The organism is Micrococcus sp. KRD070, from assembly GCF_017168435.1.
In the GTDB taxonomy this organism is placed as follows: Bacteria; Actinomycetota; Actinomycetes; order Actinomycetales; family Micrococcaceae; genus Micrococcus; species Micrococcus luteus.
On record NZ_JABFNH010000005.1, the window covers coordinates 47,464 to 73,916 of the forward strand.

Sequence of the window (26,453 nt, forward strand, 5' to 3'; positions counted from 1 at the left end):
GGACAGGGGTGCGGTGGTCTGCTTCACGGGGCCAGGGTGGGGCACGCAGGCGAGGGACATGTGGCCTCGGGCTGACCCCCGGGTGAACGTCCGACGCCGGCCCCCGGCGGCAGCGGGGTCGACCGGCCCGGGGCCGCTCAGCGCAGGGCGGTGACCGTCCGGACGGCGTCGACGATCGCGTCCGCCGCGGCGTCGAGCAGCGGGGCGTCGGCGTCCGGGCCGAACGTGCAGCGCAGGGCCGTGCGGGCCTCGTCCTCGCTGAGGCCCAGCGCGAGCAGGGCCGGGGACGGCTCGGCGTCGTGGGCCGAGCACGCGGACCCCGCCGAGGCCAGCACGCCCCGGCGGGCCGCCTCCTCCAGCACCGACTCGCCGTTCACGCCGGGCAGCACGAACGAGGCGTGACGCGGCAGCCGCCGCGCGGGATGGCCGGTCAGCCGCGCGTCGGGCACGAGCGCCCGGACGCCGTCGAGCACGCGCGCCGCGAACCGGTCCCGCAGCCCGGACCACGCGTCCGCGGCCGCGGTGCGCTCCGCCTCGGCCTCCTCGAAGGCCGCCGCGAACCCGGCGGCACCGGCCACGTTCTGCGTCCCGGACCGCCGGCCCCGCTCCTGGCCGCCGCCGGGCACGAGCGGTTCCAGGGCGTGACCCGGGCGCACCCACAGCGCGCCGACCCCCTTGGGCCCGCCGACCTTGTGCCCGGACAGCGCCACGAGATCCGCCCCGAGGGCGCGCACGTCCACCGGGATCTGCCCCGCGGCCTGCACCGCGTCCACGTGCAGCGGCACGCCCGCCTCCCGGGCGACGGCGGCCAGCTCGGCCACCGGCTGCACCGTGCCCACCTCGTTGTGGGCCAGGTGCACGCTGACCAGCGCGGTGTCCGGGCGCAGGCGGGCGGCGAGGTCGTCCGCACAGGTCAGGCCGTCACGGTCCAGCGCGAGGTGCTCGACCTCGACGCCGTGCAGCCGGGCCAGCTGGTCACAGGACTGCCGCACCGCGCTGTGCTCGATCCCCGTGGTCAGCACGTGGTTCGCCGGGCGGCCGGCGAGGATCCGGGCGCGCACCGTGCCGAGCACGGCGAGCGCGTCGGCCTCCGTGCCGCCCGAGGTGAACACGACCTGCCCGGCCCGGGCGCCGATCGCGCGGGCCACCCGCGCGCGGGCGTCCTCGAGCAGGGCCGCCGCCGCCCGGCCGGCCTCGTGCGCCGAGGACGGGTTGCCGTAGACGCCGGTGAGGGCGGGCCACATCGCCTCCAGCGCGCTGCGCCGGACGGGCGCGGTGGCCGCGTGGTCCAGGTCGAGGGTGGTGCTCATCGGCGCGGCGAGACCTCCTCGACCACGGCGTCCAGGCCCAGGTCCAGGGACTGGACGGTATGGGTCAGCGCTCCCACCGAGATCACGTCCACGCCCGTGGCCGCGATCGCCCCGATCGTCTCGAGGCTCACCCCGCCGGAGGCCTCGACGACGGCGCGGCCCGCCACGAGCTCGACGCCGGCCCGCAGCTCGGCCGGCGAGAAGTTGTCCAGCATGATCGTGTCGACCCCGGCGGCGAGCACCGCCGGGATCTGCTCGAGCCGGTCGACCTCCACCTCCACGTGGGTGGTGTGCGGCAGGCGGGCCATCCCGGCGCGCAGGGCCGCGGTGAGGGCCTCGCCCGGGTCGCCGGCACCGCCGAACCCCAGCGCGGCCAGGTGGTTGTCCTTGAGCATCACGGCATCCGAGAGGCTGAAGCGGTGGTTGTGCCCGCCTCCGTCCCGCACCGCCTGCCGTTCGAGCACGCGCAGACCCGGGGTGGTCTTGCGGGTGTCCACCACCCGCGCGTGCCCGCCGCCGGCGCGCACGGCGGCCACGTGGGCGGCCGTCGTCGTGGCGATCCCGGACAGGCGCTGGACGAGGTTCAGCGCCACGCGCTCGGCGCGCAGCACCGAGCGGGCGGGGCCCGCGACCTCGGCGACGACGGCGCCGGGGGACAGGTCGGCGCCGTCGGCCAGGTGCAGGGTGACGGACACGGCCGGGTCGACGAGCCGGAAGGCGGCCTCGAGGGCGTTCGTGCCGGAGAGCACCCCGGCCTCGCGGGCCACCACGCGCGCGGTGATCCGGGCCTGCTCCGGGACGAAGGCCTCCGAGGAGACATCACCCCAGGGCGCGTCCTCGGCGAGCGCGGCGGCCACGATCCGCTCCACGTCCGGCTGCGGGGCCGGCGTCGCCGGGGCGCGGTCGGCCGGGGTCACGTCCCGGCCCCGGCGGACTGCGCGGCCGACTGCTTCGGCGCGACGGCCAGCATCCGCTCGAGCGCGGTGCGGGCCGGGTCGGCCACGGACGCGGGCACGGTGATCCGGTTGACCACGCGGCCGGCCACGAGCTCCTCGAGCACCCACGCGAGGTAGCCGGGGTGGATGCGGTACATCGTGGAGCACGGGCAGATCACGGGGTCGAGGCAGAAGATCGTGTGCTCGGGGTGCTGGGCGGCCAGGCGCTGCACGAGGTTGATCTCGGTGCCGATCGCGAAGGTCGAGCCGGCCGGCGCCGCCTGGATGGCCTTGACGATGAAGTCGGTGGACCCGGAGGAGTCCGCGGCCTCCACCACGGGCAGGGGGCACTCGGGGTGCACGATCACCTGGACGTCCGGGTGCTCGGCGCGGGCCTGCTCGATCTGCGCGACCGTGAAGCGGCGGTGCACCGAGCAGAAGCCGTGCCACAGCAGGACCTTCGCGTCCCGCAGGGCGTCCTCGGAGTTCCCGCCCAGCGGCAGGCGGGGATTCCACGTCGGCATCTGCTCGAGTGGGATCCCCCTGGCGCGGCCCGTGTTCCGGCCCAGGTGCTGGTCCGGGAAGAACAGGACGCGCTGGGCACGCTCGAACGCCCAGTCCAGCACGGCCGAGGCGTTGGAGGACGTGCACACGATGCCGCCGCGCTCGCCGACGAAGCCCTTGAGGGCCGCGGAGGAGTTCATGTAGGTCACGGGCAGCAGGGGCACGCGCCCGTCGTCGTCCGGCTCGGTGCCGTAGACCGCCTCGAGCTGCTCCCACGCGTCCTCGACCGAGTCCAGGTCGGCCATGTCCGCCATGGAGCAGCCGGCGGCGAGGTTGGGCAGGATGACGGCCTGGTCCGGGGTGGAGAGCAGGTCCGCGGTCTCCGCCATGAAGTGCACGCCGCAGAACACGATCGCCTCCGCCTCGGGCCGGCCCTGGGAGGCCCGCGCGAGCTGGAAGGAGTCGCCCACGAAGTCGGCGTGCTGGACGACCTCGTCGCGCTGGTAGAAGTGGCCCAGCACGACGACGCGTTCGCCGAGTGTCTGCCGCGCGGCGCTGATCCGGGCGTGGAGCTCCTCGTCGGAGGCCCGCTGGTACTCCTCGGGGATGCGGCCCTGCACGGGGGCGTCGGCCGGGACGACGTCGTCCTGCGATGCGCCGGGGCCGTAGGCGGGCAGGCCGGCGTCGAACGCCCAGGGGCCGCGGGTCAGGTCGGGGGAACACGAGGAGCCGCGCGCGGCGTCCTTGTCGATCAGGGTCAGGGTGCGGGCCACCGAGGCGGTGGTTCCGGTCGGGGTGGTCATGGGTGACTCCTGGGTCGGGGCTGGTGGGTCAGCGGCGGGCGTCCGGCCCGGCGGGATCGGGGTCGGTCCCGGGCCCGGCGGGCCGGTACCGGTAGAGCTTGGGCGGGCGGTGCGGGGTGCCGCCGCGGACCTCGCCGGTCTCCTCGAGGGCCCCGGCGGCGAGGGTGGCGCGGCGGAAGTTGGCGGCGTCGAGGCCGCGGCCGAGGACGGCCTCGTGCACGGCGCGCAGCTCGGCGAGGGTGAAGGAGGGCCCCAGCAGCGCGTGCCCGACGCCGGCTCGCGGCAGGTCCGCGCGCAGGCGCGCCACGGCCGCCGCCAGGATCTGCGCGTGGTCGAACGCCAGCGCGGGCGGCGCGTCGGCCCGGTGCCAGCGCACATGGACCCCGATGGGCAGCCCGGCCACGTCCGGGTCCGGGCTGGACGCTGGGGCGGCGCCGTCGTCGTCCAGGGCGGGGCTGAGCGCCCAGTGGGCCACCGTGAGGACGCGTCCGGTGGGGGAACGGTCCACGGCGCCGAACGCCGCCAGCTGCTCGAGGCGACGGACGGGACCGGGCACGCACTCGGCGGCCACGCGTGCGGCGACGTCGGCCAGCTCCTCGTCCGCGCCGAGCCACGCGCCCGGCAGCGCCCACCGGTCCAGGAACGGCTCGCGCATCCGCGGGACGAGGGCGACACAGAGGCGGGGCACGCCGTGCGGGTCCGGGCGCACGCCGAAGACGGCCGTGGACACGGCCACGCTGACGCGGGCCTCAGCGACCGGCATGGGACCTCCCGGGGCGGACTGGCGGGGCTGTTCTGGTCAGTATGACACTGTTCGCGCCCATCTCAGAGGGTCGAGATGACTGTAAGGCGGGGGAGGCGCCGGCGCGGTCCCGCGCTAGCTGTAGGAGGGCATGACGTTGTTGACTCGGGCCGGGGCCAACGAGGCCGGAGGGGCGTCCCCGCAGGAGGTATGAGGCCGATGGTAGTTGTAGTGGTTCACCCACACGGCCAGCGCCTCACGCCGAGCTGTCTGTTAGCGTGAGTCATGAGTGGGTCTCTTCTGGCAGGTGGGTTGTTGAGGAACTTCCATCCTGCGGGAGAGGCCCACTCGTCTCATCTCAGCCGGCGCCTCGTGGCAAGAACCTCATGACCCACAACAGCTAGCCTGAGTCGGGTGAACACGACCGCCGCCGCCTCCGACCCGTCCGACGCCCCCCTGGCCTCCACCCGCATCGGGGAGGGCCCGCGCCGCGTCGCGTTCCTGCACGGCCTCATGGGCCGGGGCCGGAACTTCACCGGCCCGGCCAAGGAGCTGGGCGACGACTTCACGGTGGAGCTGATCGATCTGCCGGACCACGGCGCCTCGCCCTGGACGGACCGGGTGGACTACCGCGAGATCGCGGACCGGGTGGCCGCCCACCTGCGCGCCGGCCTCGCCGCCGACGGGCCGGTCCACCTGCTGGGCCACTCGATGGGCGGCAAGGTCGCCATGGTGCTCGCCCTGCGGCACCCGGAGCTCGTGGACCGGCTGATCGTGGAGGACATCTCCCCGCGGCTCTCACCGCAGGCCACGGACGAGTTCGTGCACCTGCTGGGCACCATGCTGCGCATGGACCTGGACGCGTACGACTCGCGGGCCGAGGCCGACGCGGCCATGGCCGAGCACGTCCACGACGCGCGGGTGCGCGGCTTCCTGCTGCAGAACCTGCGGCGCACGGGCGACCACTTCGCGTGGCAGCCCAATGTGGCCATGCTCTTCGAGCACCTGCGGGAGATCGGCTCGTTCCCGGACCCGGTGGTCCCCGAGGACCCGGAGCGCGTGTTCGACCATCCGGTCCTGTGGCTGGCCGGCGCCGAGTCGGACTACGTCCAGGATGAGGACGTGCCGCGGATGAAGGAGCTGTTCCCGCGCGTCGTGCGCGTGACCGTCCGTGACGCCGGCCACTGGCTGCACGCCGACCAGCCCGAGGCCTTCGTCTCCGCGGTGCGCACCTTCCTCACCGCCGACTGACGGGGCCCGTCGGGAGACGGAGACAGCGCCGAGGCCCGCAGACGCGCCGCCACGTTCCGTGCGTAGCGGCGCGTCTGCGGGCCTCAGCGTCGGGCGCGGGTGGGGGCGGACCCGTCAGCCGCCGCATCAGTGGGCGGGCGCGGCCTTCTTTCCGCGCAGGCGTCCGACGAGCAGGACCACCCCGAGCGCGACCGAGCCCCAGAGCAGGCCCCACACAGCCGATGTCGCGGTGTCCGTGAGCCAGCCGAGGAACGCGCCGGCGGCGTGCGTGACGGGCTCGACGATCCCGTGCTGCACGGCGTAGTAGGGCCACGGCACGCCCAGCGCGTCCAGCTCCACGAGGGCGATGTGGCCGCCCACCCAGAGCATCGCCACGGTGCCGATGACGGTCACCACGCGCAGCACGTGCGGCATGGCCTTGACCAGCCCGGCGCCGAACGAACGGCCGCCGGAGGTCGTGGCGTTCTGGTGCAGGTGCAGGCCGACGTCGTCCATCTTCACGATCAGCCCCACCACCCCGTACACGCCCGCGGTGATGACGACAGCCACCACCGCCAGGACCGCCGCCTGCATCCAGAAGCCCAGGTCGGCCACCTCGTTCATGGAGATGACCATGATCTCCAGGGACAGGATGAAGTCCGTGGTGATGGCCCCGCGCACCACGGTGTCCTCAGCCTCCGGACCCCGCTCGACGGCAGGCTCCTCGTCGTCGGCATGCCCGTGGCCGGCGAGCTTGCCCCACACCTTGTGCGCGCCCTCATAGGACAGGTAGGTGCCGCCGGCCAGCAGCAGCCACGGCAGGATCCAGGGGGCGAGCCAGTCGAGCAGCAGCAGCGCGGGAAGGATGAACACGAGCTTGTTGCGCAGGGAGCCCTTGGTGATCCGCCAGATCATCGGCAGCTCGCGGGCCGCGGCCGCGCCGGCCATGTACTGCGGGGTCACCGCGGCGTCGTCGACCACCACTCCCGCCGCCTTGGCCGCGGCGCGTCCCGCTCCGGCGGCCACGTCGTCCACGCTCGCGGCGGCGAGGCGGGCGAGGGCGGCGACGTCGTCGAGCAGGGCTACGAGTCCGACCATGGTTCCTCCTGGGGTGGGGCCGACGGGCGCGCCGGTGCGCGGGCAGGGCGCAGGTCGAGCATAGCGGCGGGGACGGACACGCACCGGCCCGGTCCCGTGGGGGACCGGGCCGGTGCGTGCGCGGCCGACGAGGCCGCCGGTGGGCTCAGGCGTCGTTCTCGGTGGTCTCCACGGGACGGGAGCCCAGACGGCCGTCGATGCGGAGCAGGCCCGAGCCGTCGTCGCCCACGAGCTCGAGCTGGCCCACGATCTCGGAGACGGTGGACTCCTCCTCGATCTGCTCGTCCAGGAACCAGTTCAGCAGCGGGCGCGAGTTGAGGTCGCCCGCGGACTCGGTGGCCCGGTACAGCTCCCGGATCGCCTCGGAGACCTTCTGCTCGTGCGCGAGCGCGGCCCGGAAGATCTCCAGGGCCGACAGGCCGGCCTGCACGGGCGGGGCCGGGATGGCACCGATCGTCGGAAAGCTGTCCCGGTCGGCGACGTGGTCGATGAACTTGTTCGCGTGGACGATCTCCTCGTCCGCCTGGTGCCGCAGCCACGCGGCCATCCCGGACAGGTCCAGGTCGTCGGCGGCGATCGCGAGCTGGCGGTAGACCATGGACGCCTCGAACTCGAGGGTGATCTGGTCGTTGAACTTCTGCAGCAGGTCATCGGTGAGCTTCATGCCTCGAACTCTAGGCAGGCGGCCGGGGCGCGGTGAAGGCGCGCCCGCCCCGTCATCGGGGCACGACGACGGCGGGCGGCCGGTCCCGCCGGATTCGGCGGCCCGCGGCCCCGGCCCTAGGCTGGGCGCCGTGTCCGAGACCCACCACGCCCGCCCGGGCGTCGACCCCGCGTCGACGCCGCCCTCCGACGTGCCGCGGGGCCCGGGAGGCCGGGACGCGCTCGTGCGCCGCCGCGTGTTCCGGACGCCCCTGCTGCGCCGCGTGGTCTACGCGGTGGTCTTCGAGCTGCTCGCCATCCTCTTCACCACCGTGATCCTGGCGGCGCTCGGCAACGGCGGCGGGCCCTCGCTCGCCGTGGCGGTGGTGTCCTCGACCGTGGCCCTGCTGTGGAACATCGTGTTCAACTCGGTGTTCGAGACCCTCGAACGCCGCCTCGGCATCACGGGCCGGCCCTGGTGGGTGCGCGTGGCCCACGCCGTCGGCTTCGAGGGCGGTCTGATCGTGTTCCTCGTGCCCGCGGTGGCGCTGATCCTCGGCGTCGGGCTGGGGGAGGCGTTCCTCATCGAGGCTGGCCTGCTCGTGTTCTTCCTCGTCTACGCCGCGGTGTACGCCTACGCGTTCGACTCGGTGTTCGGCCTGCCGGACTCGGCCGCCCGCGCCGAGGCCTGACCCGCCGATCGGATCAGGCGCGGCTCAGCGGGACGCCGGCAGCCCCAGGAACGCGCGGATCGCCGGCATCTCGCGGCGCACCTGGTCCAGGCCGAGCTCGTGGGCGGCGGCCAGCTTGGCCACGGACCGCTCGCCGTTGGCGATGGGCATGGTCTCGGGCGCGAACAGATAGGCCCGTCCCTGCCGCTCCATCTCGAACAGGCGCTCGCGGGTCGCGTTGTACCGGCGCCAGCGCGTGAGCAGGGCGTCCGCGACGGCGGGGTAGCGCCGGAAGGTGCGCTGGTAGAACGAGGGGAACCGTTCGGGCCGTTTCACGTACCCGCGCTCCCGGGTCAGGACCACGAGGACCTTCTCGAACCCCGCGTCCTCCGCCGCGGTCAGCGGGATCCCACCGTCCACGCCGAGGGCGCCGTCCACGAACACGGTGCCCTCGGCGTGCACGGGGGGCATGAGGACCGGCATCGTGGACGACGCGCGGACGCGGACCATCAGGTCGGTCAGGGTGGTCATGTCGGAGCGGTCCCACCAGCGGGTCTCGCCGCTCGCGGCGTCGAACCCGCCCAGCACGAGCCGGGCGGGGTTCGCGCGGAACGTGGCGAAGTCGTAGGGCAGGTCCGCCTCGGGCAGGCCGGCGTGCTCGTAGATGTACTCGGCGTTGAACAGGCCCTTGCCGCGCAGGAAGCTCAGCCAGTTGCCGAACCGAGGATCGTCGGCGAAGTCCACGAACGAGCGCCGCGCACGGGCCGGGTCGCGGGACAGGTAGTTCACGGCGTTGGACGAGCCCGCCGAGATGCCGGCCACGAAGTCCACGTGGATCCGCTCGCGCAGCAGCTCCGCCACCACGGCCGAGGTGAGCGCGGCGCGCATCCCCCCGCCCTCGAACAGCAGCGCCGTGTCGGTGACGTTGGACGTCATGGGCTCGGTCATGGTCGGTCCCTCCGTGTTCGCCGTCCGCCGAGCAGGGCGCGGGTTGCTCCCGTCCGGCCGCGCCCATCCTAGGCTGTCCCCATGGCGACGACCCACATGAAGAGCACCCCCGTCCACACCGTCGGTGGGCTGCCCCAGGTGGGTGCCCCCGCCCCCGACTTCACCCTCACCGGGGCGGACCTGTCCCCGGTGACCCTGCGGGAGCTGCGCGGCCGTCGCGTGATCCTGAACATCTTCCCGTCCCTGGACACCGGCGTGTGCGCCGCCTCCGTCCGCGAGTTCGACTCCCGCGTCGCGGACCTCGGGGACACCACCGTCGTGGCCGTGTCCGCGGACCTGCCGTTCGCCGCCGCGCGCTTCTGCTCGGTCGAGGGCATCGACCACGTCCGCAGCGGCTCTGTGTTCCGCTCGTCGTTCGGCGACGACTACGGCGTGCGCATGACCGACGGTCCGCTCGAGGGCCTGCTGGCCCGCGCCGTCGTCGTGGTCGATGCCGACGGCGTGGTCCGTCATGCCCAGCTCGTCCCCGAGATCTCCGAGGAGCCGGACTACGAGGCCGCCCTGGCGGCCGCCCGGGGCTGAGCGTGACGCCGCCGGGCTGGCCGCCGCGCGCACGACGCTCGCCCCTGGCGTTCGTCATCGCGCTGTTCGGCGTACTCGGGGCGCTGGTCCTGGCCGGGGGCCTCACCGCGCTCCTCGCCGGCCGGATGGTCGACGTCGCCGCGGACTCCACCCCGACCGTGCCCGCCGCCGAGGCCCCCGCCCGGGAGGCGGGCGCGCTCGCGGCGGGCCTGACCCGCATCCACGACGGTGTGCTGGTGGACTGGTCCGCATCGGCCCACGACGGATCGTCCCTGGACCCGGGCCAGCCGGTCGCGGACGCCCCGGGCATCCTCCTCGTGGAGACCGCCCTCGGCGCCCGCACCGGCACGGGGACGGGCATGGTGCTCTCCCCGGACGGGCTGGCGGTGACCAACTACCACGTGGTCGAGGACTCCTCTGAGGTGCACGTGGTGGTCGCGGACACCGGCGCGCGGCACACGGCCACGGTGCTCGGGCGCGATGCGGAGCACGACATCGCGGTGCTCGACGTCGAGGGCGTCTCGGACCTGCCGGTGGCCAGCGTCTCGCTGGACCCGGTGCGGCGCGGGGACCAGGTGGCCGCCGTCGGCAACGGCGGAGGCCAGGGCTATCTGACGGCCGTGCGCGGCACCGTGCTCGGCACGGACCGCTCGATCATGGCCGCGGCCGAGGGCACCGATCAGTACGCGCGCCTGTCCGGCCTGATCCAGACGGACGCGGACGTCGTGCCCGGCTACTCCGGCGGCCCGGTGGTGGACGACGCCGGCCAGGTGGTCGGCGTGACCGTGGCGGCCAGCGACGGGACCACCGCAGACGAGGTGGACGGCTTCGCGATCCCGCTGGAGGTGGCCTTCGACGTGGTGGGCCAGGTCCTCTCGGGTGAGGAGACGGACACCGTGAGCATCGGCGCGGACGGCGCCCTGGGCATCATGGTCGGCGCGGATCCCGACGTCGGCGTCGTGGTCATGCAGGTGGACGCAGGCTCGGCGGCCGAGCAGATCGGCCTGGTCGAGGGCGATGTGATCCTCGAGATCGAGGGGCGCCCCGTCGGCGACGACGCCTCCCGGATGTCCCGCCTGGTCAACGACCACAACGTGGGGGACCGGATCACCGTCCAGTGGCGCACCGCCGACGGCGAGGTGCGCGAGGCCGAGGCGGTCCTGCAGCCGGCCCTCGTGAACTGACCGGCCCCCCGCGCTCAGGAGAGCAGGTCCAGCGAGAGGGCCATCGCGGCCACGCCCAGCAGCACGCCGCCCAGCGCCGCGGCGCGGCCCCCGGCCGCCCGGGCGGCGGGCAGCAGCGCGTCGAGGCTCACGGTCACCATCACGCCCGCCACGGCCGCGAAGACGGCGGCCACGAGCGCGGGTGTGAGGAACGGGGCCAGCAGCAGCCAGCCGATCAGCGCGCCCAGCGGCTCCGCGATCCCCGTGAACGCGGCCCACGCGAAGGCCTTGCGCCGCGATCCGGTGGCCTGCCGCACGGGCACGGCCACGGCCACGCCCTCGGGAACGTTGTGCACGGCCATCGCGACGGCCAGCGCGAGGCCCACCGACGGATCCTGCAGGGTGCCAACGAAGGTGACGAAGCCCTCCGGCAGATTGTGCAGGCCGATCGCCAGGGCCGTCACCGTGCCCAGGCGCAGCATCCGCCGCCGGTCCAGGCCGGCCGGGTCGTCGACGTCGCCCGGCATCTCCGAGACGGGGTCGGGGACGGCGCGCTCGAGCAGCACGTAGGCGCCTGCGCCGAGGATCAGGGCGGCCACCGCGACGGCGGTCGCCGCGGGGCCGACCGCCCCGCCCAGCCCCTCGACGGAGGCCGGCAGCATCTCCAGGAAGGAGACCGCGAGCATGACGCCCGCGGCGAGGCCGAGGGCGGCCCCCAGCCCGCGGCCCGAGGGCTCGCGTCCGACGATCGCCAGGACGCCGCCCAGCACCGTGGCCAGCCCGGCGAACGTCGTGAGAGCGAGCGCGGTCCAGAACGGGTCCACGGGGGAGTGCCTCCTGACGGGCGGCGGGCGGGGTGCGACCATCCTAGGGACCACAGGAGGAGACCATGACCGAAATCGCCGCCGGCCCCGGATTCGCCCTGCCCCGGGGCGTCGAGCCGGGCCGCGCCGTCATCGTGGGCGCCGGACCCAACGGCCTGACCGCCGCCGCCCTGCTGGCCCGCGAGGGCTGGGAGGTGGACGTGTTCGAGCGGGCCCCGGTGCCCGGCGGTGCGTGCGCGTCCGCGCCGGTGCTGGGGGAGGGGACCGTGGTGGACCTCGGGGCGGCGGGCCATCCGTTCGGCGTCGCCAGCCCCGTGTTCCGGGAGCTGGGGCTGACGGACCACGGGCTCGCCTGGCTGCACCCGGCCGTGCCGATGGGACATCCGCTGCCGGACGGGCCGGCCGCCCTCCTGCACCGGGACCTCGAGGCCACCGCCGCGGGTCTCGGCGTCGACGCGCGGGCCTGGCGGGCCGTGCACGGGGCCCTGGTCGAACACGTCGACGAGATCCTGGCGGGCGCGCTCGGCCCGGTGCTGCGACCCCCGCCCCATCCGGTGGCGATGGCCCGCTTCGGCCTGCGCGCCCCGTGGCCGGCCGATCTGCTGGGCCGGGCGATGTTCCGCACGGAGGCCGCCCGCGCCCTGTTCACGGGCTCGGCGGCCCACGCGATCCTGCCCTCGAGCCGGCCCCTGACGGCGGCGTTCGGTGCGCTCTTCGGCGCGCTCGGGATGAGCTCGGGCTGGCCGGTGGCGCGCGGCGGGTCGGGGGCGATCGTCGACGCGCTCGTGGCGGTGCTGCGGGCGCACGGCGGGCGGCTGCACCTGGGCCACGAGGTCACGGACCTGCGCGCGCTGCCCGCCGCGGACGCCGTCGTGCTGGACCTGACCCCGCGCCAGGTGCTGCGCGTCGCCGGCACGGGCCTGCCGCCGCGCTACGCCGCGGCCCTGCGCCGGTGGCGCCCCGGGCCGTCCGTGTCCAAGGTCGACTTCCTGCTCGACGGGCCGATCCCGTGGCGCGACGCCCGGCTCGCGGGCGCGGGGACGGTGCACCTGGGCGGGACCGCCGCCGAGATCCGGCGGGCCGAGGACGACATCACGGCCGGCCGGATGCCGGCGCGGCCCTTCGTCATGCTCTGTCAGCAGCAGGCGGCGGACCCCTTACGGGCCACCGGGCCCGCCCGGGGGCACACGGTCGTCTGGTCCTACGCCCATGTGCCCCACGGTCACCCCGGCGACGTCCGTCCGCTGATCGAGGCGGAGGTGGAGCGGCACGCACCCGGCTTCCGGGACCGGATCGAGGCCGCGATCGCGATGCGCCCGGCCGACCTGGAGGCGTGGAACCCGAACCTCGTGGGCGGCGACATCGCCGGGGGATCGCTCGCGGGAGCGCGCGCGCTCCTGCGCCCCACCGCGTCGCCCCGGCCGCACCGTGCGGGCCGGGCCGGGCTCTATCTGGCCTCCGCCTCCACCCCGCCGGGCGCCGGCGTCCATGGCATGGGCGGGGCGTGGGCCGTGCGGACACTGCTGGCGGACCGTCGTCGCTGACCGCGTCGGCGCCCGGTCCGTGGCCTGCCGGGGTGTCGGCGACCGCTGTGCGACACGGCTGAGACCGATCCGGATCAGGACTTTCGCGAATCGGAATGTGCCCGCTACAGTGTAATCCATCTCACGGAACGTCCCGTCTCGACGGAACGGCCCGGGGTAGTCTCACATCATCGGATCCCCACAGGGATGCGGATGAGGGACGTCCTTGCACCTCTCATGAACGGAAGCACCTTCCATGAAGTACACGAAGCTCTCCGCTGCTGCGGCCCTGGCCGCCGGCTCGGCCCTCATCCTCTCCGCCTGCGCCCCCGGCGGCGGCAACGCGGGCGACTCCAGCAACAGCGGCTCCGCCGCCAGCCAGGGCGGCGACTCGGGCGCCGGCAATGTCATCGAAGGGGACAAGGGCCAGAAGCTCACCGCCGAGGCCTCCGGGCCGGGGCTGGCCGACCTGGGCGACGTCGAGACCCAGGACGGCTCCATCGCCTACTCGGTGGGCGCCGACGACTTCCTGTCCTACAACGGCCTGCAGTCGAACACGTACACCACGTACAACTCGGCCGTCGTGGACCGCATGTTCTCGTCCTTCTGGTACTTCGGCACCGACGGCTCGATCATCCCGAACGAGGACTTCGGCACGTACGAGAAGACCTCGGACGACCCGCTGACCGTGAAGTACACCATCAGCGACGACGCCAAGTGGTCCGACGGCACCCCCGTCACCGCGGGCGACTTCATCTTCCACTGGGCCGCGAACAACGACACGGTCAAGGCGGAGGGTTCCGAGACCCCGCTGTTCGACTCGATCTCCTTCGAGCAGGGCAAGTACATCCCGGAGGCGCCCGAGGGCGAGGCCGACGGCAAGGAGTTCACCGTCACCTACCCGGAGCCCTACGCGGACTGGGAGATCCTCATCAGCACCGCACTGCCGGCGCACATCGTCGCCAAGGAGGCGGGCATGAGCTTCGAGGAGCTCGTCACCGCCGCGAAGGAGAAGGACGTCGAGGCGCTCACCCCGGCGGCCGAGTTCTGGAACGACGGCTGGGACTTCAGCCCCGGCGAGCTGCCGGACGCCTCGCTGGTGCCCTCCATGGGCCCCTACAAGTTCAAGGACGGCGGCTGGCAGGCCGGCCAGTCCATCACCCTCGAGACCAACCCCGAGTACTGGGGCACCCCGGCGGCCACCAAGGAGCTCGTCCTCCGCTTCGCCGACCCCAAGACCCACGTGCAGGCCCTGCAGAACGGCGACCTCGACGTCATCGAGCCGCAGGCCACCGTGGACACCCTCCAGCAGCTCGAGGGCCTCGGCGACGACGTCAACGTACAGACCGGTGACCAGCTGACCTGGGAGCACGTGGACTACAACCGCGGCGAGGGCTCGGTCTTCGCGGACTCCCCGGAGCTGCGCGAGGCCTTCGCCCTCTGCCTGCCCCGCCAGCAGATCGTGGACAACCTGATCAAGCCGATCTACGCGGACGCGGAGGTCATGAACCTGCGCGAGGTCTTCCCCTTCCAGGACAAGTACCAGGAGGTCGTGGACGCGGCCTACCCGGAGGAGATGGACGAGCCGAACATCGAGAAGGCGAAGGAGCTCGTCGAGCAGTCGGGCGTCTCCAAGCCCACGGTCCGCCTCGGCTACCAGGCCGGCAACCAGCGTCGCACCGAGACCGTCGCGCTCATCAAGAGCTCCTGCGACCAGGCGGGCTTCGACGTCCAGGACGCCAACTCGCCGGTGTTCTTCAAGGAGGTCATGCCGGCCGGTGACTACGACGCCGCCCTCTACGCCTGGGCCGGCTCGGGCCAGAAGGCCTCCGGCGCGAACATCTACCAGTCGGACGGCGCCCAGAACCAGCAGAGCTACAACAACCCCGAGGTGGACGCGGCCTGGGACAAGCTCGCCACCTCGCTGGACGAGAACGAGCAGCTGGAGCAGACCAAGACCATCGAGAAGCTGCTGTGGGAGGACTTCCAGGCCATCCCGCTGTACGCTCACCCGGGTCTGGTCGGCCACAAGGCCGACGTCGCCAACGTGCGCGACACCGCCGCCCAGTCGGGTGCGCTGTGGAACGTGGAGCAGTGGGTCCGCGTCCAGGAGTGACACCCCGCTGACCTCTGACCCGGCGGTCCGCCTCCCGCGGACCGCCGGTGTCGGGATCGAGGACAGAGCCCGGCCGGGCACCGGCCGGGCTCTGGCCGTGAACCGCGGCGAACCCGCACCCCTCCCTTTCCCTTGCACTCGCACGGAAGGTCACCCCCTGTTGTGCTGAAATTCATCCTCAAGCGCCTCGGCAGCTCCCTCCTGGTGCTGTTCGGCGCGTCGATCCTGCTCTTCTTCCTCGTGGCCCACTCGGGTGACCCCCTCCAGGACCTGCGAGAGTCACAGAACCCCAACCGCGAGACCCTCATCGCCGCCCGCACCGCGTTCATGGGGCTGGACCAGCCCTGGTACGCCCGGTACTGGGACTGGCTCCAGGGCATCGGCGGCTGCGTCACCGGTCAGTGCGACCTCGGCCTCAGTCGGAACGGTCAGTCCGTCGCAGACCTGCTGAGCAACGCCGCGGCCTCCACGCTGCGCCTCGTGGTGCTCGCGACCGTCCTGGCGATCATCATCGGCATCGCGATCGGCATCGTCACCGCGATCCGCCAGTACTCCGGCCTCGACTACGTGGTCACGTTCCTGATCTTCCTCTTCTTCTCGCTGCCCGTGTTCTGGGCGGCTGTGCTCCTGAAGGAGTACATGGGAATCCGGTTCAACGACTGGATCCGCAGCCCCGAGCTGAATTGGCCCCTCCTCATCGGGTTCGCGGTGATCGCCGGCCTCGTCCTCCAGGCCGTGATGGCCGGGGACCTCAGGCGGCGAGCGTTCACGTTCGGCGCCACCGCCGCGTTCATCCTGCTCGCCGGCTGGGTGCTGTTCGCGGTCGACTTCTGGCGGAACCCGCAGATGGGCCCGGTCGTGCAGCTGGTCATCGGCCTGGCCGCCGCCGTCGGCGCCACCGCGGTGATCTCCGGCCTGCGCAACCGATCGGTCCTCAAGGCCGCCCTGGTCACGGCCGCGATCGGCCTCGTCGCCTACTACGCCACCTACGGCCTGCTGTGGCGGACGCCGTCCGCGCTGCTGCTGGCCGGCCTCGGCGTCATCCTCGTGCTGGTGGCCATCCTGGTGGGCCGCCTGCTCGGCGGCTTCTCCAAGGGCTCGGCCGTGTCCGCCTCGCTGGTGACCGCCCTGATCATGGGCGTGGCGATCGTGGCGGAACACCTGATGAACTACTGGCCGACCTTCCTGAAGGTCAAGCCGCGCCCGATCTCCACGATCGGCTCGGGCACCCCGAACCTGGACGCCCACTTCTGGGTGGTGTTCCTGGACCGCGGTGCGCAGCTGCTGCTGCCCACCATCCTGCTGACCATCATCTCGGTGGCCACGTATTCGCGGTACACGCGCTCCTCCATGCTCGAGGTCTCGCGCCAGGACTACATCCGCACCGCGCGCGCCAAGGGCCTGCCGGAGCGCCAGGTGATCCTGAAGCACGCGTTCCGCAACTCCCTGATCCCCATCACCACGATCATGGCCTTCGACTTCGCCGGCCTGATCGGCGGTGCCGTGATCACGGAGCAGGTGTTCGGCTGGAAGGGGATGGGCGAGCTGTTCGCCACCGGCCTGCGCGACGTGGACCCCATGCCCGTGATGGCGTTCTTCCTCGTGACGGGCACCGCCGCCGTGCTGATGAACCTCGTGGCGGACGTGCTCTACGCCGTCCTCGACCCCCGGATTCGAGTGTGAGCCAGATGACCACCAACAACTCCTCGACGACGGGCGCACAGCTCGACGAGAAGCAGATCTTCGACCTCGCGGAGGCGGAGGACGCCAAGCTCCGCGCCAAGGCCGGGAAGTCCTACTCCCAGGGCGCCCTGGTCCGCAAGCGGTTCTTCCGCCACAAGGCGGCGATGATCTCCCTGATCGTGCTGGTCTTCATCACGCTGATGGCGTTCTCCTCCATCGGCTTCGCCGGCATCCCCGGCTGGTGGGACAAGTCCTACACGGCCGCGGCCTCCGTGGTGAACGGCGGCCGCCCGACGCTGTCGGTCGTGCCCCAGTTCCTCGGCGGCGACGGCTTCCGCTGGGGCGAGCACCCCTTCGGCCAGGACACCACGGGCAAGGACTACTTCGCCCTCGTGATGCGCGGGACCCAGCAGTCCATGATCATCGCGGCCATCGTGGGCCTGCTCTCCACCGTGATCGGCGCGATCGTCGGCGCCGTGTCCGGCTACTTCGGCGGCTGGGTCGACTCCGTGCTGATGCGCCTGACCGACCTGATCATCGTCATCCCGCTGCTCGTGCTCGCCGCGGTGCTCGGCCAGATGGCCAGCGGCATGAAGATGGGCATCCTCCCGCTCGCGGTGGTGCTCGGCCTCGTGTCCTGGACGTCCCTGGCCCGCCTCGTGCGCGGCGAGGTCCTGTCCCTGCGCGAGAAGGAGTTCGTGGCGGCCGCCGTCGCCATGGGCGCCAAGCCGGGCCGCCTGATCTACAAGCACCTGCTGCCCAACACGATCGGCGTGATCGTCGTGAACGCGACGTTCGCCATCGCGGGCGCGGTGCTGCTGGAGACCTCGCTGTCCTTCCTCGGCTTCGGCGTGAAGGCACCGGACTCGTCTCTGGGCCTGCTCATCTCCGACTACCAGAACGCGTTCACCACCCGTCCGTGGCTGTTCTGGTGGCCCGGCATGATCATCCTGGCGATCGCCCTGTCCGTGAACTTCCTCGGCGACGGTCTGCGCGACGCCTTCGACCCGCGCCAGGGTGCGGGCGCCCGTCGCAGGCCCCGCTTCTTCGGCCGACGTGCCGCCGTCACCGAGGCCGGCGCGACGACGGCGGGCGGCCTGGAGGCCGCCCCGACGGCAGGCCGGATCATCGACGCGGACGAGGACGGTCAGCGATGAGCGCGAACGACAAGAAAGGCCGATCCATGTTCGGCAAGAAGAACGAGAACGACGTGACCGCCGGCGGGCAGGGCTCGCACGCGGCGTCGTCGGCGGACCTCGAGGCGCGCGGCGCCGCCGTGCCCGGCTCCTCCGGCGCCGGCGGCGTGCCTCCGGGCCCCGCGACGAGCGCGATGGGCGTCGTGGCCCGCCACGACGACCTGGGCGGCGAGCCAGTGCTCGCCTTCCGCGACGTGGACGTGAAGTTCGCGACCGAGTTCGGCGAGGTGCACGCGGTCAAGGGCGTGACGTTCGACGTCAAGCCCGGCGAGGTCGTCGCCCTCGTGGGCGAGTCCGGCTCCGGCAAGTCCGTCACGAGCGCCACCGCCATGGGCCTGCTCCCGGGCAATGCGGACATCACCGGCTCGGTGCAGCTGGCCGGCCGCGACGTGCTCACGATGACCCCGGGGCAGCTGCGCGACATCCGCGGCGACGAGGTGGCGATGGTGTTCCAGGAGCCCATGACGGCCCTGAACCCCGTCCTCACCGTGGGCGACCAGCTCACGGAGGCCCTCGAGCTGCACGGCATCGCCTACGGCACCGAGGCGGACAAGCGCGCCGTCGAGCTGCTCACCATGGTGGGCATCCCCGACGCCGCCACCCGCCTCAAGCAGTACCCCCACCAGTTCTCGGGCGGCCAGCGCCAGCGCATCGTCATCGCGATGGCGATCAGCTGCTCGCCGAAGGTGATCATCGCGGACGAGCCCACCACGGCGCTCGACGTGACGGTCCAGGCCGAGATCCTGGAGCTGCTGCGCTCCCTGAAGAACAAGATGAACACCGGCATCCTGCTCATCACGCACAACATGGGCGTGGTCGCGGACATGGCGGACCGCGTGTGCGTGATGCTCCACGGGGAGCTCGTGGAGCAGGGCTCGGTGCACCAGGTGCTCCAGCACGCCCGGCACCCCTACACCCAGAAGCTGCTCTCGGCGGTGCCGCGCCTCGGCGAGCCCCTCGAAGTGGCGGAGCCGGAGCCGGTCACGGCCACGCAGACGCAGGCCCGGTACGCGATCGAGGCGGAGAACCTCCACCTCGAGTACGACCACCGCGGCAAGAAGAACCGCGTGGTCCACGACGTCAGCTTCCAGGTGGCCCCGGGCGAGATCCTGGGCCTGGTGGGCGAGTCCGGCTCGGGCAAGTCCACCATCGCCAAGTCGGTGCTCGGTCTGCTCACCATCGCGGAGGGCTCTCTGCGCATCCAGGGCCACGACCTGGCGACGATGCCCAAGGCCGAGCAGCGCGCCCTGCGCAAGAACATCGGCGTGGTCTTCCAGGACCCGGCGGCCTCACTGGACCCGCGGTTCCCGATCGGCGACATCATCACCGAGCCGATGGTCGTGCACAAGGTGGGAGACCGGCGCTCGCGCCTGGCCCGCGCCGAGGAGCTGCTGGACGCGGTGCGTCTGCCGCGCTCCGTGGTGAACCGGTACCCGCACGAGCTCTCTGGCGGTCAGCGCCAGCGCATCTCGATCGCCCGCGCCCTGACCCTGGACCCCCAGGTGCTCATCGCGGACGAGCCGACCTCGGCCCTGGACGTGTCCGTCCAGGCCGCCGTGCTGGACATGTTCGCGGAGCTGCAGCAGCGCTACGAGTTCGCGTGCCTGTTCGTGTCCCACGACCTCGCGGTGGTGGACATGCTGGCCCACAAGGTGCTCGTCCTCAAGGACGGCCGCCAGGTGGAGCAGGGCCCCACGGAGGAGGTGCTCCACCGTCCGAAGGAGGAGTACACCCGTCGCCTCCTGGCGGCGGCGCCCGTGCCGGATCCGGACCAGCAGGCGGAGCGTCGCCAGGAGCGCCGCGAATTCCTCGCCTCCCTCGGCGAGGGCGTCTACTGACCGTTCGGGCCTACCGGCCCGCCCGTCCACGGCGGCCCCTGCGCGTACAATCGCACGGGGGCCGCCGTCGTCGTGTGCCTCCACCCCTTTGATGTCGAACCGGACAGGACGCCCATGACCTCGACCGAAACCCGCCGCTCCGATCTGCGCAACGTGGCCATCGTGGCCCACGTGGACCATGGCAAGACCACGATGGTGGACGCCATGCTGCGCCAGACCGGTGCCTTCAACACGCACGGCGACGTCGCCGAGCGGGTCATGGACTCCGGGGACCTGGAGAAGGAGAAGGGGATCACGATCCTCGCCAAGAACACCACGGTGTTCTACTCCGGCCCGTCCGCCCCCGAGGGCGAGACCGTCACCATCAACGTGATCGACACCCCCGGCCACGCCGACTTCGGCGGCGAGGTGGAGCGCGGCCTGTCCATGGTGGACGGCGTCGTGCTGCTCGTGGACTCCTCCGAGGGCCCGCTGCCCCAGACCCGCTTCGTGCTCCGCAAGGCCCTCGCGGCCAAGCTGCCCGTGATCCTCGTGGTCAACAAGACGGACCGCCCGGACGCGCGCATCGACGGGGTCGTCTCCGACTCCATGGACCTGCTGCTCGGCCTGGCCTCGGACCTGGCCGAGGAGGACCCGGACCTGGACCTCGACTCGGTGTTGGACGTCCCCGTCGTCTACGCCTCGGGCAAGGCCGGCCGCGCCTCCCTGACCCAGCCCGCCGACGGCGCCCTGCCGGAGGCCGAGGACCTCGAGGCCCTCTTCAACGTGATCATGGAGCACATCCCGGCCCCGTCCTACACCGAGGGCGAGGTCCTCCAGGCGCACGTCACCAACCTGGACGCCTCCCCGTTCCTCGGCCGCCTCGCGCTGCTGCGCATCTTCAACGGCACCCTCCGCAAGGGCCAGCAGGTCGCGTGGGCCCGCCAGGACGGCGCCCTGAAGACCGTGAAGATCACCGAGCTGCTGGCCACCAAGGGCCTCGAGCGCGTGCCCGCGGAGGAGGCCGGCCCGGGCGAGATCGTCGCCGTCGCCGGCATCGAGGACATCATGATCGGCGAGACCCTCACCGACGCGGAGAACCCGAAGCCGCTGCCGCTGATCACGGTGGACGACCCGGCCATCTCCATGACCGTGGGCATCAACACCTCCCCGCTGGCCGGCCGCGTCAAGGGCGCCAAGGTCACGGCCCGCCAGGTGAAGGACCGCCTGGACAAGGAGCTGATCGGCAACGTCTCGCTCAAGGTGCTCCCCACCGAGCGCCCGGATGCGTGGGAGGTGCAGGGCCGCGGCGAGCTCGCCCTGGCCATCCTCGTCGAGCAGATGCGCCGCGAGGGCTTCGAGCTCACCGTGGGCAAGCCGCAGGTGGTCACCCGGACCGTGGACGGCAAGGTCCACGAGCCGATGGAGCGCATGACCATCGACATCCCCGAGGAGTTCATGGGCGCGGTCACGCAGCTCATGGCCGCCCGCAAGGGCCGCATGCAGGAGATGTCCAACCACGGCACGGGCTGGATCCGCATGGAGTTCCTGGTCCCGGCCCGCGGCCTGATCGGCTTCCGCACCCGCTTCCTCACCGAGACCCGCGGCGCGGGCATCGCCTCCTCCTACGCGGCCGGCTACGAGCCGTGGACCGGTGAGATCGAGTACCGCACCAACGGCTCCCTCGTGGCCGACCGGGCGGGCTCCGCCACGCCGTTCGCCATGATCAACCTGCAGGAGCGCGGCACCTTCTTCGTGCAGCCCGGCGCCGAGGTGTACGAGGGCATGATCGTGGGCGAGAACTCGCGCGCTGACGACATGGACGTGAACATCACCAAGGAGAAGAAGCTCACCAACATGCGTGCAGCCTCCTCCGAGTCGTTCGGGGGCCTGACGCCCCCGCGCCGGCTCACCCTTGAGGAGTCCCTCGAGTTCGCCCGCGAGGACGAGTGCGTGGAGATCACCCCCGAGGACATCCGCATCCGCAAGGTCGTCCTGGACGCCAACGAGCGCCTGAAGGCCGCGCGCGCCCGCGCCCGTGCCTGATCGCCCCCGCCGCCGCGCCCGGCCCGCCGACGTGGTGGGCGGGGCGCTGCTCGGCGTCGTCGCCGGTGCGCTGGGCACCGCCGTCCATCTGAACCTGGCCTCCCTGCCGGGCGGCTGGACCCTGCCCTGGGGTGCGGTGCTGGCGCTTGTGCTCGTGGGCTCGACACAGCGCTGGTGGATGGTCCGACGCGCGGGCCGCGGCGGGCGCGCCCTGCCGGCGGGGGCCGCGGTCGTCGCCGGCGCGTTCACCGCCGTCCTGGCCCTGCAGCGCCTGCCGGTGGACGACGCCCTGGGGTTGTCCTGGACGGCCGGCCTGTGGGCGGCGGCGCCGGGCGCCGTCGTCGCCTCCGTGGCCTGGAACGTCGGCCAGCCGGCGCTCGGCCTGGTCCTGCTGGCCGCGGGCCGGCGGCTGGACCGCCGACCCGCGGAGGCCGCCGAGGCCGCCACGCGCCCCTGCCGGGCCACTGTGACCGCCCGCGAAACGCGTCCGGGGGAGCGAGTACCCTGGACCGCAGCCCCGCAACCCCGTGCCCAGAGAGAGGTGGACGGTCAGCCATGACCTACGTGATCGCGTTGCCGTGTGTGGACGTCAAGGACAAGGCGTGCATCGACGAATGCCCCGTGGACTGCATCTACGAGGGTGAGCGCATGCTCTACATCCACCCGGACGAATGCGTCGACTGCGGTGCGTGCGAGCCGGTGTGCCCCGTCGAGGCCATCTACTACGAGGACGACACCCCCGACGAGTGGGCCGAGTACTACAAGGCCAACGTCGAGTTCTTCGACGACCTGGGCTCCCCGGGCGGGGCCGCCAAGCTGGGCATGATCGCCAAGGACCACCCGATCATCTCCGCCCTGCCCCTGCAGAACGCCGACGCCTGAGCCCCATGCTGACGCTGCCGGACTACCCGTGGGACACGCTCACCCCCTACCGTGAGCGTGCCGCCGCCCACCCGGACGGCGTCGCGGACCTGTCCATCGGAACGCCGGTGGATCCGACGCCGGCGCTGATCCGCCGGGCCCTGACCGAGGCCGCCGACGCGCACGGCTACCCGACGACGCACGGCACGGACGCCCTGCGTCGCGCCGTCGTCGACTGGTACGCCCGGCGCCGCGGGGTGCCCGGGCTGGACCCGGCGGCCGTGGTGCCCACGGTCGGGTCGAAGGAGTTCATCGCGTGGCTGCCCACGCTGCTCGGGCTCGGCGCAGGCGACGTCGTCGTCCACCCCGAGGCCGCCTACCCCACCTATGCGGTGGGCGCGCTGCTGGCCGGGGCGGAGGCCGTGGCCGCGGACGACCTCGACGCGCTGGCGCCCGAGGTGCGTGAGCGGGTGCGCCTCGTGTGGACCAACTCGCCGGCCAACCCCACCGGCGCCGTGCTGGACGCGGCGGCGCTGCGCCGCACGGTCGACGCCGCCCGTGCCGTGGGCGCCGTGGTGTGCGGGGACGAGTGCTACGCCGAGCTCGGCTGGGACGCGTGGGACGGGGCCGTCGTGCCCTGCATCCTGTCCGACGAGGTCTCCGGCGGCGACCTGACGGGCCTGCTGAGCGTCTACTCGCTGTCCAAGCAGTCCAATCTCGCCGGCTACCGCGCCGCGTTCGCCGCGGGGGATCCGGAGCTCGTGGCGACCCTGGTCAACACCCGCAAGCACGCGGGCATGATCGTGCCCGCCCCGGTGCAGCACGCGATGGCCGTGGCCCTGGCCGACGACGCGCACGTCGCGGAGCAGAAGGACCGCTACCGCCGCCGTCGGGACGCGCTGCGCACCGCGCTGGAGGTCTCCGGCCACACGGTGGACCACTCCGAGGCGGGGCTGTACCTGTGGACCCGGCGGGCGGACCTGGACCCGGCCGACGCCACGGCGCAGGACTCGTGGGACCTGCTGGGCGAACTGGCGGACCTGGGCATCATCGCCGGGCCCGGCGTGTTCTACGGAGCCGGCGGCGACGGCTACGTCCGCGTGGCGATCACCGCCACGGACGAGGCGGTCGCCCGGGCCGCGGCGAGACTCACCGCCCGCGGGCCGCGGACCGGCTGAGCCGGGGCCGAGGGCCGTCGTCGGGGGAAGCGACCGCGCGTCCCGGGCCGGTCCTTGATAGTTTGGAGCAGAGTCGTCCCCGTGTGGGCGCGCCCACATGGGCGTGCGAACCCGGGCCATCGAGAAGACAAGACGAGGGAGCACACCCGTGACCCATCACGAGTCCGTCCGGCTGACCGTCGGCGAGCAGAGCCTGGACCTGGGCGTCGAGCACGCCACAGAGGGCAACAACGGCATCAACATCGCCCCGCTCCTGAAGGAGACCGGCGACGTCACCTACGACCCGGGCTTCATGAACACGGCGAACGCCAAGTCGGCCGTCACGTTCATCGACGGCGACCAGGGCATCCTGCGCTACCGCGGCTACGCCATCGAGGACCTCGCCGAGCACTCCTCGTTCATGGAGGTGGCCTACCTGCTGATCTACGGTGAGCTGCCCGAGTCCAAGGAGACCCTGGAGGCCTGGGAGACCAACATCCTGCGCCACAACATGGTGCACGAGGACCTCAAGCTGTTCTTCAACGGCTTCCCGCGGGACGCGCACCCCATGCCGGTGCTGTCCTCCTCCGTGTCCGGGCTGTCCACGTTCTACCCGGACTCCCTGGACCCGCACGATCCGGAGCAGGTCCACATCTCCACCGTGCGTCTGCTGGGCAAGCTGCCGGTGCTGGCCTCCTACGCGTTCAAGAAGTCACTGGGCCAGCCGTTCATGTACCCGCACAACTCGCTGAACTACGTGGAGAACTTCCTCCGCCTGTGCTTCGGCGTGCCGGCCGAGGAATACGACATCGACCCGGACGTGGTCAAGGCCCTCGACCTGCTGCTCATGCTGCACGCGGACCACGAGCAGAACGCCTCCACCTCGACGGTGCGCCTGGTCGGCTCCACCCAGGCCAACCTGTTCGCCTCGGTGTCCGCCGGCATCAACGCCCTCTACGGCCCGCTGCACGGTGGCGCCAACGAGGCCGTGCTGAACATGCTCCGGAAGATCAAGTCGGAGGGCATCACGCCCGAGGACTTCATGGAGAAGGTGAAGAACAAGGAGGACGGCGTCCGCCTGATGGGCTTCGGCCACCGCGTGTACAAGAACTACGACCCGCGGGCCAAGATCATCAAGAAGACCGCCGAGGACATCCTGGGCAAGATGGGCGGCAACGACGAGCTGCTCGAGATCGCCCAGCGCCTCGAGGAGAAGGCCCTCGCCGACGACTACTTCGTGGAGCGCAAGCTCTACCCGAACGTCGACTTCTACACCGGCGTGATCTACAAGGCCATGGGCTTCCCGGAGAAGATGTTCACCGTCCTCTTCGCCCTGGGCCGCCTGCCCGGCTGGATCGCCCAGTGGCGCGAGCTCATGGAGGACCCGGCCACCAAGATCGGCCGCCCGCGCCAGATCTACGTGGGCGAGCAGCTGCGCCAGTACCCGCAGCGCTGACCCGGGGGCGCTGACCCTGCGTTCGGGGGCGGTTTCGGGTGGTATTCGGACGGAATACCACCCGAAGCCGCCCCCAAACGCGTTCGCCGGAGCGTGCTCACGTCGAGGCGGAGGGGTCGAGGCGGCGTCGGACCACCGCGACGACGCCACGGAAGTCCTCGCGCCCATCCGCCCAGGTGACGCGGAGCGTCGTCCAGCCGCGCGCCTGCCCGTAGCGGTCCCGGCGGGCGTCGCGCGCCTGCTGCTCCCGCGTGCGGTGCCCCGCACCGTCGTACTGCAGGGCCAGGCGCACGTGGCGGTAGGCCAGGTCGGCCACGGGGGAGAAGGGGTCCCCGGGTTCGAGCGCGGCCTGCAGCTCCGGCTCCGGCAGCCCGCCGGCCACGAGGGCGAGGCGCAGGCGGGTCTCGGGCGGCGAGTCCGCCCCGACGCGAACGGAGTCCAGCGCCTCCCGGGCGGCCGGGCGGCCATGGAAGCGTCCGGACGCGTGCAGCGCGGACCGCAGCGCGGTGATCGTGGTGGCCGGATCCGTCCGGCCCGCGGGCGTCCACGGGTGCCGGACGGCGTGGTCGCCGGCGGCCACGAGGTCCTCGAACGTCCACGGAGGAGTCAGGGAGCACAGGTCCAGCCAGGTGCGATCGACGGTGGTAACGCGCAGGCCGTGCACGTGCGTGACGAACTCGGGCGCCAGCGGCCTGCGGTGGTCCATCAGTCCGGCCCGCCGGACGCGTCGTGTCCCCCGAGCCACGGTGAGGTGCACCGGCGGGTCGGCCTCGAGCTCGCCCGTCGCCGGGTCGCGCCGCCGCCAGGCTCGCGCGGGCATCGGCAGGCCGTGCAGGTGGGCCGCGGTCTCGTGGGAGAGGACGGCATCCGGGCGCCGCCGCAGGAGCGCGGCGAGGTGATCGGGGGAGAAGCCGTGCCCGGGCTCGGGAAGGCCCAGGTCGGCCCAGCCCGTGCCAGGGCGTGCCCGCTGCCGGTGGAAGCCCTGTCCGACCCGCTCCAGGTCCGACCGGCGGGCGCGGTCGGGCGGCAGCCCCAGCCGGGCCAGGTCCGTGGCCAACAGCACGGCGGGCTGGTCGGGCGGCAGAGGAGTCACGACGCGCGGCATGCACCCATCGGACGACGCCGGCGGGGCGCCCGGGGCGGGGT

At 72.8% G+C, this 26,453-nt stretch carries 23 protein-coding genes and 1 pseudogene; 14 read left to right on the forward strand and 10 right to left on the reverse strand.

Translation table 11 applies throughout. The features are described from left to right. Nucleotides 1-137 precede the first annotated feature (137 nt). The 5 genes and pseudogenes from J1M38_RS01975 to J1M38_RS01995 all read right to left on the reverse strand — a co-directional run. Nucleotides 138-1,310 (reverse strand): cysteine desulfurase family protein, encoded by a 1,173-nt coding sequence (locus J1M38_RS01975; protein ID WP_135101387.1) that lies wholly within the window; start codon nt 1,308-1,310, stop codon nt 138-140. Beyond that, a complete protein-coding gene (gene nadC, locus J1M38_RS01980) occupies nt 1,307-2,227 on the reverse strand; it encodes a carboxylating nicotinate-nucleotide diphosphorylase (RefSeq protein ID WP_135019382.1) in 921 nt (306 codons plus the stop codon). Before nadC ends, J1M38_RS01975 begins: the two co-directional genes overlap by 4 nt. Further along, nucleotides 2,224-3,552 (reverse strand): quinolinate synthase NadA, encoded by a 1,329-nt coding sequence (nadA, locus tag J1M38_RS01985; protein WP_113913746.1) that lies wholly within the window; start codon nt 3,550-3,552, stop codon nt 2,224-2,226. Before nadA ends, nadC begins: the two co-directional genes overlap by 4 nt. Nucleotides 3,553-3,580: 28 nt before the next feature. Next, the gene (locus J1M38_RS01990; RefSeq protein ID WP_036316445.1) at nt 3,581-4,315 is read right to left on the reverse strand and encodes an NUDIX hydrolase; all 735 of its coding nucleotides are present in this window, start codon (nt 4,313-4,315) and stop codon (nt 3,581-3,583) included. 114 nt (nt 4,316-4,429) lie between these two features. Further along, nucleotides 4,430-4,567 (reverse strand): annotated as a pseudogene (locus J1M38_RS01995) (integrase core domain-containing protein); the annotation flags it as partial. Between the two features lie 141 nt (nt 4,568-4,708). On the opposite strand from J1M38_RS01995, the gene J1M38_RS02000 reads away from it, so the two are divergent. Further along, entirely contained in the window at nt 4,709-5,545 is an 837-nt protein-coding gene (locus J1M38_RS02000) for an alpha/beta fold hydrolase (RefSeq protein WP_206481371.1), read from the forward strand. Between the two features lie 126 nt (nt 5,546-5,671). On the opposite strand, the gene J1M38_RS02005 is transcribed toward J1M38_RS02000, so the two are convergent. Beyond that, nucleotides 5,672-6,622, reverse strand: coding sequence for a DUF808 domain-containing protein (locus tag J1M38_RS02005; protein WP_127435326.1), 951 nt, complete (start codon nt 6,620-6,622; stop codon nt 5,672-5,674). A gap of 145 nt (nt 6,623-6,767) precedes the next feature. Then, nucleotides 6,768-7,286, reverse strand: a complete 519-nt coding sequence (locus J1M38_RS02010) for a ferritin (protein ID WP_073117509.1) — start codon at nt 7,284-7,286, stop codon at nt 6,768-6,770. A 130-nt stretch (nt 7,287-7,416) separates the two neighbouring features. On the opposite strand from J1M38_RS02010, the gene J1M38_RS02015 reads away from it, so the two are divergent. Next, nucleotides 7,417-7,956, forward strand: coding sequence for a PACE efflux transporter (locus J1M38_RS02015; RefSeq protein WP_342356193.1), 540 nt, complete (start codon nt 7,417-7,419; stop codon nt 7,954-7,956). Between the two features lie 24 nt (nt 7,957-7,980). Here the strand turns inward: J1M38_RS02015 and J1M38_RS02020 are convergent, their stop codons facing one another. Continuing rightward, complete coding sequence (locus J1M38_RS02020) at nt 7,981-8,883, reverse strand: patatin family protein (RefSeq protein WP_095353682.1); 903 nt, start codon at nt 8,881-8,883, stop codon at nt 7,981-7,983. Between the two features lie 81 nt (nt 8,884-8,964). Between J1M38_RS02020 and tpx the strand changes: the two genes are divergently transcribed. Together tpx and J1M38_RS02030 are read left to right on the forward strand one after the other, a co-directional pair. Further along, complete coding sequence (tpx, locus tag J1M38_RS02025) at nt 8,965-9,465, forward strand: thiol peroxidase (RefSeq protein WP_049147477.1); 501 nt, start codon at nt 8,965-8,967, stop codon at nt 9,463-9,465. A gap of 2 nt (nt 9,466-9,467) precedes the next feature. Continuing rightward, nucleotides 9,468-10,649, forward strand: coding sequence for a S1C family serine protease (locus J1M38_RS02030; RefSeq protein ID WP_206481370.1), 1,182 nt, complete (start codon nt 9,468-9,470; stop codon nt 10,647-10,649). Between the two features lie 14 nt (nt 10,650-10,663). Here the strand turns inward: J1M38_RS02030 and zupT are convergent, their stop codons facing one another. Then, a complete protein-coding gene (zupT, locus tag J1M38_RS02035) occupies nt 10,664-11,452 on the reverse strand; it encodes a zinc transporter ZupT (RefSeq protein WP_206481369.1) in 789 nt (262 codons plus the stop codon). 65 nt (nt 11,453-11,517) lie between these two features. On the opposite strand from zupT, the gene J1M38_RS02040 reads away from it, so the two are divergent. The 10 genes from J1M38_RS02040 to J1M38_RS02085 all read left to right on the forward strand — a co-directional run bounded on the left by J1M38_RS02040 (nt 11,518) and on the right by J1M38_RS02085 (nt 25,307). Next, on the forward strand, nt 11,518-12,996 hold the full coding sequence (locus J1M38_RS02040) for an NAD(P)/FAD-dependent oxidoreductase (protein ID WP_206481368.1): 1,479 nt from the start codon (nt 11,518-11,520) through the stop codon (nt 12,994-12,996). A gap of 235 nt (nt 12,997-13,231) precedes the next feature. Then, a complete protein-coding gene (locus tag J1M38_RS02045; protein ID WP_049161579.1) occupies nt 13,232-15,091 on the forward strand; it encodes an ABC transporter family substrate-binding protein in 1,860 nt (619 codons plus the stop codon). 162 nt (nt 15,092-15,253) lie between these two features. Then, entirely contained in the window at nt 15,254-16,774 is a 1,521-nt protein-coding gene (locus tag J1M38_RS02050; protein ID WP_002855168.1) for an ABC transporter permease, read from the forward strand. A 5-nt stretch (nt 16,775-16,779) separates the two neighbouring features. Continuing rightward, nucleotides 16,780-17,931, forward strand: a complete 1,152-nt coding sequence (locus tag J1M38_RS02055; protein ID WP_241246406.1) for an ABC transporter permease — start codon at nt 16,780-16,782, stop codon at nt 17,929-17,931. Then, a complete protein-coding gene (locus J1M38_RS02060; protein WP_206481366.1) occupies nt 17,928-19,808 on the forward strand; it encodes an ABC transporter ATP-binding protein in 1,881 nt (626 codons plus the stop codon). The genes J1M38_RS02055 and J1M38_RS02060 overlap by 4 nt, the downstream gene beginning before the upstream one ends. 114 nt (nt 19,809-19,922) lie before the next feature. Next, a complete protein-coding gene (gene typA, locus J1M38_RS02065) occupies nt 19,923-21,833 on the forward strand; it encodes a translational GTPase TypA (RefSeq protein WP_206481365.1) in 1,911 nt (636 codons plus the stop codon). Beyond that, nucleotides 21,826-22,392, forward strand: a complete 567-nt coding sequence (locus J1M38_RS02070; RefSeq protein ID WP_206481364.1) for a hypothetical protein — start codon at nt 21,826-21,828, stop codon at nt 22,390-22,392. Before typA ends, J1M38_RS02070 begins: the two co-directional genes overlap by 8 nt. After that, nucleotides 22,389-22,715 (forward strand): ferredoxin, encoded by a 327-nt coding sequence (gene fdxA, locus J1M38_RS02075; RefSeq protein WP_002855160.1) that lies wholly within the window; start codon nt 22,389-22,391, stop codon nt 22,713-22,715. Before J1M38_RS02070 ends, fdxA begins: the two co-directional genes overlap by 4 nt. A 5-nt stretch (nt 22,716-22,720) precedes the next feature. Beyond that, nucleotides 22,721-23,872 carry a succinyldiaminopimelate transaminase gene (gene dapC / locus J1M38_RS02080; protein WP_144825243.1) on the forward strand — a complete coding sequence of 384 codons (1,152 nt, stop codon included), beginning with the start codon at nt 22,721-22,723 and terminating at the stop codon, nt 23,870-23,872. 148 nt (nt 23,873-24,020) lie between these two features. Further along, nucleotides 24,021-25,307 carry a citrate synthase gene (locus J1M38_RS02085; RefSeq protein WP_073117070.1) on the forward strand — a complete coding sequence of 429 codons (1,287 nt, stop codon included), beginning with the start codon at nt 24,021-24,023 and terminating at the stop codon, nt 25,305-25,307. A gap of 97 nt (nt 25,308-25,404) precedes the next feature. Here the strand turns inward: J1M38_RS02085 and J1M38_RS02090 are convergent, their stop codons facing one another. Next, entirely contained in the window at nt 25,405-26,400 is a 996-nt protein-coding gene (locus J1M38_RS02090) for a DUF559 domain-containing protein (protein WP_342356194.1), read from the reverse strand. Between the last annotated feature and the right edge of the window lie 53 nt (nt 26,401-26,453).